Origin of the sequence: Roseococcus sp. SDR (assembly GCF_019083995.1) — a bacterium.
In the GTDB taxonomy this organism is placed as follows: domain Bacteria; phylum Pseudomonadota; class Alphaproteobacteria; order Acetobacterales; family Acetobacteraceae; genus Roseococcus.
On sequence record NZ_JAHRCU010000016.1, the window covers coordinates 1 to 12,096 of the forward strand.

The window sequence follows — 12,096 nt, forward strand, 5'->3', positions numbered from 1 at the left end:
GCCGGCTCGCGGGCGCAGCCTTGGCCTTGGTTGCGGCCGCCGGCTTGGCGGCGAGCTTGGGCTTCGCGGCGGGTGCGGCCTTCGCCTTGCGCGCGGCGGCAGGCTTGCGGGCGGGTGCACTCGCCGGGGCCGCCTTGGCGGCAGGCTTGCGCGCGGTGGCCTCGGCCGGCTTGGGCTTCGCCGCGGGCGCCTTGGCGGCGGGCTTGCGGGCCGGCTTCTTGGTCTCGTCAGGTGTCCGCGCCATGCGCTTGGTCTCTCACTTCGTCGGTTCTTTGGGTGACCCGGCCCTTGCCGAGGCCGCCCGGATGGCGGTCGCAGAAATCGCCCGCTCGGCTGCCGGCACAAAGCACCAGGGGGCGCCCGCCGTCCAGCGCGAAGCGTGCAGGGCCGCCGCGCGCCGCCGCCGGTGCCGAAGCACGGAGGCCGCCCGGCCCCGCAGCGCCGCCCGGCTGTAGCCCGGCCGGGGCAGCACCGCCAGGGGCGTGTCGCGCGCGATCTCCCGCCAGCGGCGCCAGCGCGGCAATTGCGTGAGGTTGTCCGCCCCCAGGATCAGAGTGAAGCAAGCGCGCGGAAAGCGGCGGCGCAGCAGGGCCAGCGTGCGATGGGTATAGCGCGAGCCGAGGCGCTGCTCGATGTCGGTGGCGAGGATGCGCGCATCCCGGGCCACGCCCCGCGCGCTCGCCAGCCGTTCCGCGAAGGGGGCCATGCCGCGCATCGGCTTCAGCGGATTGCCCGGCGAGACCATCAGCCAGACCCGGTCCAGCTTGAGCGCACGAAGGGCCGCCAGTGCCACATGGGCGTGGCCGGCATGGGCGGGGTTGAAGCTCCCCCCCAGAAGGCCGATCCGCTGGCGCCTTCCATCGCCAAAGCGGCCTGGAGGCCCCTTCAACGCGTCCGCACGTTCACCGAGACGGGCGCGGCCAGCAGCCCGTCATAGGTGACGGTATAGGTCCGCCCCGCCTCGGTCGGCAGCGCGGGCGAGAAGCCGCCCAGCGAGATCATCTCACCCACGCGCAGCCGCTCCCCGCGCGACGCGAGGTCCTGCGCCAGCCAGGGAATGACGTTCAGCGGGTGGCCCAGCAACGCCGTGCCGGGCGCGCGCGCCAGTTCGCGCTGGTCGCTGGCAAGGACCACCGTCATGCTGGCCAGCCGCGCGGCGAATTCCTCGCTCACCTGCACAGGGATCGCCTCGCCCACCACGCCGAGCCGCGCGCCGACATTGATGCCGAGGAGGTTCGGCCCATCCATGCCCGAGGCGAGGACGAGGTCGGGCATCTCGATGAAGGGGATGATCACGTCGATCGCGCGCAGCACGTCCATGTGCGTGCGCGCCTGGTTGATCGCCTCGTCGCGCACGCGGACCATGAGGTCTGCTTCGACGGTCGGCACCGAGCCGAAGCGGGCCGGCACCTCGGCGCCCGAGCGCAGGCGCACCGTGCTCTCATAGATCGTGCCCGTCACCGGATGGGCCACGCCGAAGCGCTGCTGCGCGGCGGGATTGGTGAGGCCGACCTTGTAGCCGACCGGGCGGCCCCAATGCCGCACCATGATGGCGACCAGCTTGTCCTGCGCGCATTGGCCGTCGGCGAGGCTGGTCATCCCCGTGAGCGGCTGCGCGGGCGTGTTGGTGAGCAGTGCGCGCGAGAGCGCCTCCACCGCCTCGTCGCTTGGGCAGGCGGCCCAAGCGGGGGTGAAGCCGGGCTGGGCAAGGGCAAGGCCCGCAACGGCGGCGAGCAGCAGACGGCGCATCCTGGTGTCTCCCTGATTTCCCGGGAGACTAGCCGTTCCAGCGCACGAGGGAAGCGGAAGCTTACCCCCGCACCTGCCCCGTGCCCGTTACCCGGTAGCGGAAGGTGCAGAGCTGCTCGAGCCCGACCGGTCCGCGCGCATGCATCCGACCCGTCGCGATGCCGATCTCGGCGCCGAAGCCGAACTCGCCGCCGTCGCAGAACTGCGTGGAGGCGTTCCAGAGGCCGACCGCGGAATCGATGCCGGCGAGGAAAGCTTCGGCAGCCGCCGCATCCTCGGTGATGATCGCCTCGGTGTGTTCGCTGCCAAAGCGGCGGATATGCGCAAGCGCCGTCTCCACGCCGTCCACCACGGCGATGTTCAGCACGGCATCCAGCCATTCGGTGCCGAAATGTTCGTCGGTCGCGGCATCCAACCCGGGGCAGATGGCGCGCGCGCGGTCATCCGCGTGGAAGCGGCAACCCTTGGCAGCGAGATCCGCCACCAGCAGCGGCAGCAACGAAGGCGCCACGGCCGCGTCGATCAGCAGCGTCTCGGTGGAACCGCAGACGCCGGTACGGCGCAGCTTGGCGTCCAGCAGCACGGCGCGCGCCATGGCCGGGTCGGCCGCCGCATGCACATAGGTGTGGCAGAGCCCCTCGGCATGGGCGAGGACGGGCACGCGCGCCTCCTCCATCACGCGCGTGACGAGGCCCTTGCCGCCGCGCGGGATGATGAGGTCGATCAGCCCCGCGGCGCGCAGCATCGCACCCACGAAAGCGCGGTCCTGCGTGGGGGCGAGCTGGATCGCGGCCTCGGGCAGGCCGGCGGCGCTGAGGCCCTGGCGCAGGCACTCGGCGATGGCGCGGGCCGAATGCGTGCTCTCGCTGCCGCCGCGCAGCAGCACAGCCGAGCCTGCCTTGAGGCAAAGCGCGCCGGCATCGGCCGTCACATTGGGGCGGCTCTCAAAGATCATGCCGATGACGCCGAGCGGCTGCGCCACCCGCTGGAAGCGCAGACCGTTGGGTCTGACCCATTCGGCCAGCACGCGGCCGACCGGGTCGGGCAGTTCCGCCACCTCCTCCAGCCCCTTGGCCATCGCCTCGATGCGGGGGGGCGTCAGCGTCAGGCGGTCGCGGAAGCTCGCCGAGAGGTTCGGCGCGGCGGCGAGGTCCGTCTCGTTCGCGGCCTGGATGGCCGGCGCCTGCGCGCGGATGGCGGCGGCGGCATGGCGCAGCGCGGCGTTCTTCGGCGCGGTGCCGGCGCGGGCGAGTTTGCCCGCCGCGGCACGTGCGGCGCGGGCGGCGGTGTCCAGAAGCTGGGCGGTGGCGTCGGTGATGGCGTTCACGGGGTGCTCTCCTGCCTTCGGGCATAGCGCGGTTGCGGTCTGTCGCGAAAGGGCGGTCAAACATCTTGCGCCGCGCCGCGTCTCGCCGGACGATACACCTCGTGATTTACCTGGCCGCGAGCTTAATTTTTGCGTTTCTGACACCCGCCCTGGCCCAAGCTGGCGGCTGCACGCCCACACCCGGCGTCCAGGATGCGACACCGATGCGCAGCTGCACTGTGCTTCGTCGCGGTGACATGCCCAACAGCCTGAGCTGGGAGTTGCAGGGCCGTGTCTATCAGGCCCCACGGGCCGGCTCGGGCGACATGAGCTTCCGCATGATGGTGGTGAAGCAGCGCGGCGAAGTCGTCGCCTGGACCGAGCCCGGCTATGGCGAGCCTCAGAGGCCCGAGCAATTGCCAACACCACGTGGCCTCCTGCTGCGCCTGCCGGTGGCACCCGTCACGGGCAGCGTGACGCCGCTGGACGAGGTCTGGCTGCGGCGGGAGCCGCTGCGGAACTGGGTGCATCTCGACGCGCGCATCTGGCGGGGCGAGGCGCAGGCGCGGCTCGGCCCTGACGAGGCCCTGGCCCCCACCTACCAGCTCGAAATCCGCCCCCTGCGCGCGACGGGAAGCGTGACACGGACAGGGGATCGGCCGGGCCAGGCCAGTGGCGGGACCTATACCGCCTGGCTCGACCTGGGCGAGGATCGGCTGGTGCTCATCGGCTTCAGTCGGAACTGAAGCGATCAGCCATCGGGCGTGGCGCCGCTGGCGCGCACCATGGGTGCCCAGCGCAGCGTTTCGGCGCGGATGCTGGCGGCGAGCTCCGTCGGGCCGCTGGCCGGCATGGTCTCCATGCCGCGCCGCGCGAATTCCGCCCGCAGCTCCGGATCGGCCAGCAGCAGGCGAAGCGCGGCCGCCATCCGTTCGGTGATGGCGGGCGAGACCCCGCGCGGGAACAGCCAGGCGTCCCAGTTCGAGACCTCGAAGCCCGTGAGGCCGGCCTCGGCCACGGTCGGCAAGTCGGGCAGCAGGGCGCTGCGCGTCGCCGTGCCGATGGCCAGCGCGCGCAAGCGACCCGCCTCCAGCGCGGAGAGCACCGTGGGGGCGGTGGCAAAGGCGTAGTCGAGGTGCCCCGCGATCAGGTCCGTCGACATCGGCCCACCGCCCCGATAGGGCACATGGACCGAGCGCGTGCCGGCCAGGTGATCGAACTGCACCACGGCCAGATGCCCGATCGAGCCGGGTCCCGAATTGCCCGCTCGGATCCGCTCGGGCGCGGCGAGCATCGCCGCGCGCAGCTCCGCCACGCTCCGCCAGGGCCGGTCCGCCGGGGAGCAAAGGATATTCGCCACCGAGTTCAGATGCGCGATGGGCTGGAAGCTCTGCTCGGCATCGAAGGGCAGGCTGCGATAAAGGGTCGGGTTCACGGCCAGCACGCCGATATTGCCCTGGAAGATCGTGTAGCCGTCAGGCGCAGCGCGGGCCACGGCCTCGGCGGCGATGTTGCCCCCGCCTCCCCCGCGATTCTCGATCAGGATCTGCTGCCCCAGGGCAGCGCCGAGACGGGGCGCGATCAGCCGCGCCGCGATGTCGGAGGAGCCGCCGGCGGCAAAGGGAAGCACCACGCGGATGGGCCGTGCGGGCCAGTCCGCCTGCGCGAGCGCGGGGGTCGCGAGGACCGGTGGCGTGAGCAGGAGGTGGCGGCGGGTGATCATCGTGGCGCGCTCCGTGGGGCGAGCGCAGGCTAGGGCGCGCCCGGCCCCGATCCAAGCAGGTTGAGTCCCGCAAGGATGAAGCGGCGGGCCAGGGACTGCGCAAGCGACGCGCGATCGCCCAGCAAAGCGGCAATGGGGCCGGGGCCCTGGCCGCTCACTCGACCGGCGTCATCGCCTTGATGAGGTCAAAGACCCGCTTGCGGACCGAGGGGTCCGAGATGCGGTAATAGGCGCGGACCAGCTCCAGCGTCTCACGCCGGTGCAGCGTGTCATCGCCAAAGCCTTCCTGGCTTTCGGCGAAGCCGGCCACGCGGTTGGCGAAACCCTGGCTGCCACCGACGGAGCCCGGCAGGTCGTCGAAGAAGAAGCTGATCGGCACGTCCAGCACGCGCGAGAGGTCGAAGAGGCGCGAGGCGCCGATTCGGTTCACGCCACGCTCGTATTTCTGCACCTGCTGGAAGGTCAGCCCCAGCGCTTCACCCAGGCGCTCCTGGCTCATGCCGAGCAGCGTGCGGCGCAGACGCACGCGCGAACCCACATGGACGTCAATGGGACTGGGCCGGTGTTCCTTCTCGACCTTGTCGGTCGTCTCGCCGCTTGCCATCGCTTCTCTCATCTCAAAACGCGCCCTTGCTCGGCTACCGTTGCATTACCGCCTGACTTTTGTCGCTTTCTAGGCACGGCGGCCCGAGCTTTTTCGCAATCCTTGCACATGCAGCGATCGGGACGCGCGATTGCGACGTCCTCGTCAACCTAGCCTCTCGGTTGTGTTTACCGCCCGGCCAAGAAAGCGTCAATATTTTTGGGAATTCTCAATAATTAAAATCAAAGCAGGAAAACCTCACCCACTCTCACCCGATGGAGATCTCCGCCAAGGAACTGAAAAGACAAGAAAAAGAACCAGAAATCCCAGCGGAAGCCAGAGACCGCAGCGTGCAAAAAGCGTCGGCGCCAGGGCGGCCGGCAGCTCCGCCATCAGCAGTCCGGATGCCCCCAGGCCAAGCCGGGCTCGCTCGCGCCCGGTTGCATCAAAGATGGCGCTGACACCCGTCTGGGCCGCACGCACCATGGGCAATCCCTCCTCCACCGCCCGCAGCCGGGCGGCGGCCAGATGCTGGTAGGGCCCGGCCGAGATGCCGAACCAAGCGTCATTGGTCACGTTCAGCAGCCAAGCGGGTCGCTCCTCGCCCACCACGCGGGCTGGGAAGATCACCTCGTAGCAGATGAGCGGCCCGGGCGAGGGCAGCCCGCCCGGCAGATGCAGAACCTCGGGCCCCGGACCGGCCGAGAAATCCACGCCGCCCGTCACCATCCGGATCGGCAGGATGCCGCCGAGCGGCATGTACTCCCCGAACGGCACGAGATGCGCCTTGTCGAAGAGACCCACCGCACGCCCCGTGGGGTCGAGCGCGACCAGGCTGTTGAACAGCGCCTGCAACCTGCCATCGCTGCCCCATTCAGCGCGAACCGTGCCGGCCAGAAGCAGCGCCTCGGGCGGCAGGGCGGCGCCAGCGAGCCGCATCGCCTCCGCATCCTGCGCCAGCAGGAAGGGGCTCGCCGTTTCGGGCCAGATGACCAGGATCGGCTGGCCCGGATGCGCCGCCGCCTGCGCCCGCGCGCCTTCGGCCGAAAGCTCCAGGTAGCGCTGGAAGATCGGCATGCGCCGCGCCGGATCCCATTTCGTATCCTGCGCCACATTGCCCTGCACGAGGACAAGGCGCACCGCATGATCAGGGGGCAGCGGCTCGGCGAGTCGCCAGGCGCCGAAGCCCATCCAGAGCGCCAGAACCGCGATGCCGCCCGCCCAGGCCGCCCGGCTGCGCAGCACCGGCAGCCCGGCCAGCAGCACCGTCAGCAGCGAAAGCCCATGCACGCCGATCACGCTGGCTGGCTGCAAGGGCAGCGCGTGAAAGGCCCAGACGGTGCCCAGCAGGTTCCAGGGAAAGCCGGTGAAGAGGATGCCGCGCAGCATCTCCGCCGCCACCCACGCCGCCCCGAAGCCGAGCCAGCGGCGCCAACCCGGCGGCAGCCACCATGCAGCCAGCGCCGGGATCACGCTGAACGCCGCCATGGGCAGCGCGATGCCGGGGGCCGCCACCGGCACCAGCCACCACCAGCGCCCGACATCGGTGAAGAGCGAATGGGTGATCCAGTAGAGCCCGGCCACATGAAAGCCGAAGCCGAAGCCGAAGCCCCACCAGGCCGCGCGCCGCCAGCCCGGCGCCCGGCCCAGCAGCCAGAGGAAGCCGGGGATCGTCGCGAGCAGCACCGGGACGGCATGCACCGGCGGCATGGCCAGCACCGAGAGGGCGCCGAGGAGGAAGGCCAGCAGCCAGGGACGGTTCAGGAGGAAAGCGGGCATGATGATCGCAAAGAGGGGCATCCGCCCCCGCGCGGCAAGCCCCGCTATTCAGCTGCCGCCTTCCCGCCCTCGACCGGGCGGCGGACGCGCAGGCGGCGGATGCGCCGCGCATCGGCATCCAGCACGCGAAATTCCAGGCCAGAGGGGTGCGAGAAGATCTCGCCCCGCGCCGGCACGCGCCCCGCCATGGTCAGGACCAGCCCGCCCACGGTGTCGATATCGGCCTGGCGCTCCTCCTCGGTCAGGACGGGCCCGATCTTCGCCTCGAACGTCTCGATCTCGGTGCGCGCGTCGAGTTCCAGCACGCCCTCTCCCCGCTCGGTGATCTGCGGCGCGTCGATCTCGTCATGCTCGTCGGCGATGTCGCCCACGATGGTCTCGACCAGGTCCTCGATGGTGATCAGGCCGTCGATTCCGCCATATTCGTCCACCACGAGCGCCATGTGCATCCGCGCCTCGCGCATGCGCAGCAGCAGGTCCAGCACCGGCACGCTCGGCACCACGAGCAGCGGCTTGCGCAGGATGGCGCGCAGGCTGAAGGGCGCCTGCCGGCCGACGGCGGCGATGATGTCCTTGATATGGACCATGCCCAGCACGTCATCGAGCTGGTTCTCATAGACCGGATAGCGGCTATGGCCCTCGCGCTGGATGGCGGCAACGGCCTGGTCGAGCGTGAGGTCCGCCGGGAGCGCGATGATGTCGGCGCGCGGCAGCATCACGTCATAGGCCGTCGCACCCCGCAGCTTCAGCACGTTGGAGAGCAGCGAGCGCTCATGCGGGTCCAGGGTGCGGCCATCGGGCGTCAGCGCGTCCGGCGCCTCGATCAGCTCCTCCACGCGGTCGCGCAGGCTCTCCTCGCGCTTGGCGAAAAGGCCGCGCAGGCGGCGGATCATGGCCGGGCGGGCCGGGGGTTGGTGGTCCGAGGGCATCAGGCGGCCCACCGCGTGCGCCAGGGGTTGGGAAAGCCCAGCCGGTGCAGGATGCGCGCCTCGGCGCGCTCCATCAGCATCGCCTCGCCTGCGGCCAGGTGGTCATGACCCAGCAGGTGCAGCGTGCCATGGACGACGAGATGGGCGAAATGGGCAGGAAGCGTCCGCCCCTCGGCCAGCGCTTCACGCCGCAGCACGCCGAGCGAGACGGCGAGGTCGCCCAGCGTCAGGCTGCCGAAGGGCGCGGGGAAGGAGAGGACGTTGGTCGCCTTTTCCTTGCCGCGGAACCCGCCATTGAGGCGGCGGATCTCCGCGTCATCGGTCAACAGCAGCGTCAGGTGCCCGGTTTCGCGCTGATCGGCCAGGGTCGCTTCGACGGCGCGGCGGGCCAGGGCCTCCACCGACGGCACGGCGCCACGCCATCCCGGCGCGGCGAAGATGACCTCGACCTCTGCAAGCCCGGCGGTGGAACTCTCCCCGCCGGGCGAACTACTTCCCGGTGACATTCAACTCCTTCCCGGCGACACGGCCGCGCGCTTCGGATGAAGCGGGCCGTGCGCCCTCCGTCTTGCCATAGGCCGCCACGATGCGGCCCACGAGCGGATGCCTTACCACATCCCGCTCGTCGAAGTGGGTGAAACCAATTCCCGGCACGTCGCGCAAGATGGAAAGCGCCTCCACCAGGCCGGATTTCTGCCCATAGGGCAGGTCCACCTGGGAGGGGTCGCCCGTGATGGCCATGCGCGTCCCCTCGCCCATGCGGGTCAGGAACATCTTCATCTGGGCGGGTGTGGTGTTCTGCGCCTCGTCCAGGATGGCGAAACAATGCGCCAGGGTGCGGCCGCGCATGAAGGCCAGCGGCGCGATCTCGATCTCGCCGGCGGCCAGCCGCCGCGTCACCTGCTCGGCCGGCAGCATGTCATGCAGCGCGTCGTAGAGGGGGCGGAGATAGGGGTCCACCTTCTCCTTCATGTCGCCGGGCAGGAAGCCCAGGCGCTCCCCGGCCTCGACGGCGGGGCGGCTGAGGACGATCCGGTCCACCCGGCCGGCCTGGAGCAGCGCGACACCCTGGGCCACGGCGAGATAGGTCTTGCCCGTGCCGGCCGGGCCGATGCCGAAGACCATCTCGTGCTTGGCGAGCGTCTCCATATAGGCCGATTGCGCCGGCGTCCGGGGCGCGATGGCGCCGCGCCGGGTGCGGATCTGCGGCACGTCCTGCAGCGGCAGGCGCGGGTCCTGCTCCAATTCTCCCTCCGCCATGCGGATCGCGGCCTCCACCTCGGAGGCGCCGGGCGCCTGGCCGCGCTCAATGCCCCGCCAGAGGCCGCGCAGCACCTGCTCCGCCATGCCGGTGCGCTCGGAATTGCCGGTGATGGTCAGCCTATTCCCGCGGCTCGCCAATCGGACCCCGCATCGCTGCTCGATCCGCGCCAGGTGCCGGTCATGCTCGCCGTAAAGCAGGGGGAGCAGGGCGTTGTCCTCGAATTGCAGCGTGACGCTGCGGCTCTCGGACGAAGGCGGGGAGGCTGGGCGATTGCGGAGGGCGAGGGCGTTGCTCAAGCGGCTGTCTTCTCCTGTTGGGCCAATTCCCCGGCGAGGGAATTGGGGTTGCCGGCGCGAATGAACACCGGGGCCGTCTCCCCGATGAGCGATAAAGGTCCCGGCACATGCACCGGCTGCAGCCAGGGCGTGCGGCCCGACAATTGGCCCGGCTGGCGGCCGGGGCCGGTGAAGAGCACAGGCACGGTCTGGCCGGTCAGGCTCGCGTTGAACTCGGCCTGCTGGTCGCGCAGCAGGGCCTGGACCTCCTGCAGGCGGCGGTCCTTCGTGGCCTCATCCACCCGGTGCGGCGCGCCGGCGGCGGGCGTGCCGGGGCGGGGCGAATATTTGAAGGAGAAGGCCTGCGCGAACTTCACCCGCCGGATCAGCGCCATGGTCGCCTCGTGGTCCGCCTCGGTCTCCCCCGGATGGCCCACGATGATGTCGGTGCTGAGCGCGAGATCCGGCCGGGCCTCGCGCAGCCGCTCCACCAGGGCCAGGTATTCCGCGGCCGTGTGGCCCCGGTTCATCGCCGCCAGCACGCGGTCGCTGCCCGATTGCACGGGCAGGTGCAGGAAGGGCATCACGGCCGGGATGTCCCGGTGCGCAGCAATCAGCGCCGCATCCATGTCGCGCGGGTGGGAGGTGGTGTAGCGCAGGCGATCGAGCCCCGGGATCTCGGCCAGCGCGCGCAGCAGCTGGGCCAAGCCCCATTCGCCGCCCTCCTCCGCCGCGCCGTGATAGGCATTCACATTCTGGCCGAGCAGCGTGATCTCGCGCGCGCCCTGCCCCGCGAGCTTGCGCGCCTCGGCCAGGACGGCCGCGACCGGGCGGCTGTATTCGGCGCCGCGCGTATAAGGCACCACGCAGAAGGAGCAGAACTTGTCGCAGCCCTCCTGGATGGTCAGGAAGGCGGTGATGCCCTGCGGCGCGCTCACCTCGGGCAGGAAGTCGAACTTCTCCTCGACGGGGAAGTCGGTCTCCACCACGGCCGGGCCGGTGCGGGCGGCGCGGGCCACCATCTCGGGCAGCTTGTGGTAGCTCTGCGGCCCCAGCACGATGTCCACGTAAGGCGCCCGCGCGGTGATCTCCGCACCCTCGGCCTGGGCGACGCAGCCGGCGACGGCCAGCACCATCTCGCCCCCCTCCGCCTCACGCGCCTGCTTGAGCTGGCGCAGGCGGCCGAGTTCGGAGAAGAGCTTCTCCGTCGCCTTCTCGCGGATATGGCAGGTGTTGAGGATGATCATGTCCGCGCCCTCGGGCGCATCCACCGGCGCATAGCCCAATGGCGCCAGCACATCCGCCATCCGGGCGCTGTCATAGACGTTCATCTGACATCCCCAGGAGCGCAGGAAGAGGCGCTTCTTGCCCGAAGGCGGGGGGAGAGTGTCTGTCATGCGGGGTCCTCGCTGCCCGCCCACAGGTGAGACCCTGGAGCGATCCAGCGGGAGCAGATGCGGAGCCTGAGCCGCGCGGTCAAGAAGAGCGGCCCCGATCCGGCAAGGGGGGCAGACCATTCATGGGTTCGAAGCTGTCAAATCGGCGCCGTATTGGTCAAGCGGTTTCAAACCCGGACCACGTCCCGGTTCTGCCGCAACACCGCCGCCGTCTCGGTGATGGAGCGGCCGAGCCGCGCGGCCAGCGCCTTGCGGTCGGGCGCGGCATCGGGCGCGAAGGCCTCGTCCAGCACCACCGTCACGCGCGCGCCGGTCCGGCGCAGCAGGGTCCAGGCGTGGCTGCCCGTCTCCATGTCGCCATACCAGGCGAAGAGCGGGCGGTCCTTCCGGCCCAGCGGCAGCCCGCCCAAACGGTCATAGACCACGGTCAGCGGCTGGATTCGCTCCGCCGCATCGGCCACCGAGAAGAAGGAGGAGCGGAAGGGCAGCACGCGGGCGCCATCGCTCGTCGTCCCCTCGGGGAAGAGGATGATGCTGTCGCCGGCTTCGAGGCGCGCGCGCAGCTCCTGCGCCTCGCTGCCCGTGCGGCCGCGGTTGCGGCTGACGAAGACCGAGCGGCCGAGCTTGGACACCCAGCCGATCAGCGGCCATTCCGCCACCTCCGCCTTGGAGACGAAGCGCGCATCCAGCGTCGCGCCCAGGACCAGGATGTCGAGCCAGGAGGAATGGTTGGAGATGTAGAGCGTGCGCGGCTGCTGGCAGGGCTGGCCGATGACGCGCAGCTTGAGGCCGATCATCCAGCAGAGGCTGCGATGGTAGAAGCGCGGGAAGCGGTTCTTGGCGTTCCCGGGGACCCGCAGCAGGACCGCCTGGATGGGGATGCAGAGCAGCGTGAAGAGGATCGCCGTGGAGATCCGGCGGATGGCACGAAACCGCCCGCCCACCGGCCGCTCGCCCAGGACATCGTTCCAGAGCGGGCCGGGCAGACGCGGCTGGAAGCGCAGCGGGCGACCGCGCTTCATGCGGCGCGCCTGGGGCTTCCCTTCCGCGAGCGCCGCGGCCGGGGCGGATCCGGGGGTAGGCAGAATCTG

General features: G+C 70.7%; 13 protein-coding genes. 1 reads left to right on the forward strand and 12 read right to left on the reverse strand.

The features are described from left to right. The 4 genes from KTR66_RS17120 to KTR66_RS17135 all read right to left on the reverse strand — a co-directional run. On the reverse strand, positions 1 to 244 hold a 244-nt coding region (locus KTR66_RS17120), incomplete at its 3' end, for a hypothetical protein (RefSeq protein WP_213614618.1). Between the two features lie 12 nt (positions 245 to 256). After that, complete coding sequence (locus KTR66_RS17125; protein ID WP_213614620.1) at positions 257 to 889, reverse strand: nicotinate-nucleotide adenylyltransferase; 633 nt, start codon at positions 887 to 889, stop codon at positions 257 to 259. Next, the gene (locus tag KTR66_RS17130) at positions 886 to 1,749 is read right to left on the reverse strand and encodes a 2-keto-4-pentenoate hydratase (protein ID WP_213614622.1); all 864 of its coding nucleotides are present in this window, start codon (positions 1,747 to 1,749) and stop codon (positions 886 to 888) included. The genes KTR66_RS17125 and KTR66_RS17130 overlap by 4 nt, the downstream gene beginning before the upstream one ends. Positions 1,750 to 1,810: 61 nt before the next feature. Beyond that, positions 1,811 to 3,136, reverse strand: coding sequence for a glutamate-5-semialdehyde dehydrogenase (locus tag KTR66_RS17135; RefSeq protein WP_213614624.1), 1,326 nt, complete (start codon positions 3,134 to 3,136; stop codon positions 1,811 to 1,813). Positions 3,137 to 3,279: 143 nt separating this feature from the next. Between KTR66_RS17135 and KTR66_RS17140 the strand changes: the two genes are divergently transcribed. Then, positions 3,280 to 3,801 (forward strand): hypothetical protein, encoded by a 522-nt coding sequence (locus KTR66_RS17140; protein ID WP_213614626.1) that lies wholly within the window; start codon positions 3,280 to 3,282, stop codon positions 3,799 to 3,801. A 5-nt stretch (positions 3,802 to 3,806) separates the two neighbouring features. Here KTR66_RS17140 and KTR66_RS17145 read toward each other — a convergent pair whose 3' ends face one another. The 8 genes from KTR66_RS17145 to KTR66_RS17180 all read right to left on the reverse strand — a co-directional run bounded on the left by KTR66_RS17145 (position 3,807) and on the right by KTR66_RS17180 (position 12,027). After that, entirely contained in the window at positions 3,807 to 4,778 is a 972-nt protein-coding gene (locus KTR66_RS17145) for a tripartite tricarboxylate transporter substrate binding protein (protein ID WP_213614628.1), read from the reverse strand. A 154-nt stretch (positions 4,779 to 4,932) separates the two neighbouring features. Then, positions 4,933 to 5,382, reverse strand: a complete 450-nt coding sequence (locus tag KTR66_RS17150; RefSeq protein ID WP_213614630.1) for a helix-turn-helix transcriptional regulator — start codon at positions 5,380 to 5,382, stop codon at positions 4,933 to 4,935. A gap of 237 nt (positions 5,383 to 5,619) precedes the next feature. Beyond that, the gene (gene lnt / locus KTR66_RS17155) at positions 5,620 to 7,140 is read right to left on the reverse strand and encodes an apolipoprotein N-acyltransferase (protein WP_213614632.1); all 1,521 of its coding nucleotides are present in this window, start codon (positions 7,138 to 7,140) and stop codon (positions 5,620 to 5,622) included. A 44-nt stretch (positions 7,141 to 7,184) separates the two neighbouring features. Further along, entirely contained in the window at positions 7,185 to 8,033 is an 849-nt protein-coding gene (locus KTR66_RS17160) for a hemolysin family protein (RefSeq protein ID WP_213614634.1), read from the reverse strand. A 35-nt stretch (positions 8,034 to 8,068) separates the two neighbouring features. Next, positions 8,069 to 8,575 carry an rRNA maturation RNase YbeY gene (gene ybeY / locus KTR66_RS17165; RefSeq protein WP_213614636.1) on the reverse strand — a complete coding sequence of 169 codons (507 nt, stop codon included), beginning with the start codon at positions 8,573 to 8,575 and terminating at the stop codon, positions 8,069 to 8,071. After that, positions 8,559 to 9,629 (reverse strand): PhoH family protein, encoded by a 1,071-nt coding sequence (locus KTR66_RS17170; protein WP_213614638.1) that lies wholly within the window; start codon positions 9,627 to 9,629, stop codon positions 8,559 to 8,561. Before KTR66_RS17170 ends, ybeY begins: the two co-directional genes overlap by 17 nt. Beyond that, the gene (miaB, locus tag KTR66_RS17175; protein WP_213614640.1) at positions 9,626 to 11,005 is read right to left on the reverse strand and encodes a tRNA (N6-isopentenyl adenosine(37)-C2)-methylthiotransferase MiaB; all 1,380 of its coding nucleotides are present in this window, start codon (positions 11,003 to 11,005) and stop codon (positions 9,626 to 9,628) included. Before miaB ends, KTR66_RS17170 begins: the two co-directional genes overlap by 4 nt. A 167-nt stretch (positions 11,006 to 11,172) precedes the next feature. Beyond that, the gene (locus KTR66_RS17180; protein ID WP_213614642.1) at positions 11,173 to 12,027 is read right to left on the reverse strand and encodes a 1-acyl-sn-glycerol-3-phosphate acyltransferase; all 855 of its coding nucleotides are present in this window, start codon (positions 12,025 to 12,027) and stop codon (positions 11,173 to 11,175) included. Between the last annotated feature and the right edge of the window lie 69 nt (positions 12,028 to 12,096).